The following is a 1333-nucleotide window of genomic DNA, read 5'->3' as shown; positions in this document are numbered from 1 at the left end:
TCAAGATGAGACTTCTCATCTTTTTAGAGTAAGATCCCTCAGAGACGATGAGGTTGATAGGTTCGAGGTGGAAGCGTGGTGACACGTGTAGCTGACGAATACTAATAGATCGAGGACTTAACTATAATACTATATGATGTCTTGTTGTAATTCTTATCTAGTTTTGAAGGTATAAATTCCCTGAAAAATAACTTTTTAAATAAAAATAACATTTTTAAAAAAAGACTTGCTTTTCTGGTGAATTGTTAATATAATATATCTTGTCCTTGAAATTATAGGATAATGTCTGGTGACAATAGCGAAGAGGTCACACCTGTTCCCATGCCGAACACAGTAGTTAAGCTCTTCAGCGCTCATGGTAGTTGGGGCTTTGCCCCTGCGAGAGTAGGACGTCGCCAGGCTTCATTAGGAGGATTAGCTCAGCTGGGAGAGCACCTGCCTTACAAGCAGGGGGTCGCAGGTTCGAGCCCTGCATCCTCCACCATACGCCGGCCTAGCTCAACTGGTAGAGCAACTGACTTGTAATCAGTAGGTTGGGGGTTCAAGTCCTCTGGCCGGCACCATAATATTTTTTTGCTAAAGTACGAGCCATTAGCTCAGTCGGTAGAGCATCTGACTTTTAATCAGAGGGTCGAAGGTTCAAGTCCTTCATGGCTCACCATTTAGCGGGTGTGGCGGAATTGGCAGACGCGCTAGACTTAGGATCTAGTGTCTTATGACGTGGGGGTTCAAGTCCCTCCACCCGCATTTGCGAAAGTAGTTCAGTGGTAGAACATCACCTTGCCAAGGTGGGGGTCGCGGGTTCGAATCCCGTCTTTCGCTCCATTTTTAAAACGATTTTAGATAGCCCATGCCGGGGTGGCGGAATTGGCAGACGCACAGGACTTAAAATCCTGCGGTAGGTTTCTACCGTGCCGGTTCGAGTCCGGCCCTCGGCACCATTAGCGCCCGTAGCTCAATTGGATAGAGCACTTGACTACGAATCAAGAGGTTAGAGGTTCAAGTCCTCTCGGGCGCACCATTTATCGGGAAGTAGCTCAGCTTGGTAGAGCACTTGGTTTGGGACCAAGGGGTCGCAGGTTCAAATCCTGTCTTCCCGACCATTTCTTATATAAAGTGTTTTAGGGGCCTTAGCTCAGCTGGGAGAGCGCCTGCCTTGCACGCAGGAGGTCAGCGGTTCGATCCCGCTAGGCTCCACCATTTATTTTGATCTTTGAAAACTGAACGAAACACACAGTATGTTAAGTAAGTAGAAACAACAAGCTAGTTAAGTATTTGAGCAGCAAGCTCGCATTTTATGGAGAGTTTGATCTTGGCTCAGGACGAACGCTGG

Annotated in this window: 9 tRNA genes and 2 rRNA genes; all 11 read left to right on the top strand. The window is 47.1% G+C overall.

Annotated elements, in window-relative coordinates:
* Positions 1-125: ribosomal RNA gene (locus D2K62_RS18625) — 23S ribosomal RNA — on the top strand; the annotation flags it as partial.
* Between the two features lie 160 nt (positions 126-285).
* Positions 286-401, top strand: a 5S ribosomal RNA gene (rrf, locus tag D2K62_RS18620).
* Positions 402-408: 7 nt separating this feature from the next.
* Positions 409-484: transfer RNA gene (locus tag D2K62_RS18615), tRNA-Val, on the top strand.
* Between the two features lie 3 nt (positions 485-487).
* Positions 488-563 (top strand) — tRNA-Thr (locus tag D2K62_RS18610).
* A gap of 22 nt (positions 564-585) precedes the next feature.
* Positions 586-661, top strand: a tRNA-Lys gene (locus tag D2K62_RS18605).
* A gap of 4 nt (positions 662-665) precedes the next feature.
* Positions 666-747 (top strand) — tRNA-Leu (locus D2K62_RS18600).
* A gap of 3 nt (positions 748-750) precedes the next feature.
* A tRNA-Gly gene (locus tag D2K62_RS18595) sits at positions 751-825 on the top strand.
* Positions 826-852: 27 nt separating this feature from the next.
* A tRNA-Leu gene (locus D2K62_RS18590) sits at positions 853-941 on the top strand.
* A 3-nt stretch (positions 942-944) separates the two neighbouring features.
* Positions 945-1021: transfer RNA gene (locus D2K62_RS18585), tRNA-Arg, on the top strand.
* A gap of 5 nt (positions 1022-1026) precedes the next feature.
* A tRNA-Pro gene (locus D2K62_RS18580) sits at positions 1027-1103 on the top strand.
* A gap of 21 nt (positions 1104-1124) precedes the next feature.
* Positions 1125-1200: transfer RNA gene (locus D2K62_RS18575), tRNA-Ala, on the top strand.
* The last annotated feature ends 133 nt before the right edge of the window (positions 1201-1333 follow it).

Source organism: Paraliobacillus sp. X-1268, from assembly GCF_003426095.1.
In the GTDB taxonomy this organism is placed as follows: Bacteria; Bacillota; Bacilli; order Bacillales; family Amphibacillaceae; genus Paraliobacillus_A; species Paraliobacillus_A zengyii.
The sequence above is the reverse complement of the archived record's forward strand: the minus strand, read 5'-3'. Positions and strand labels throughout refer to the sequence as shown.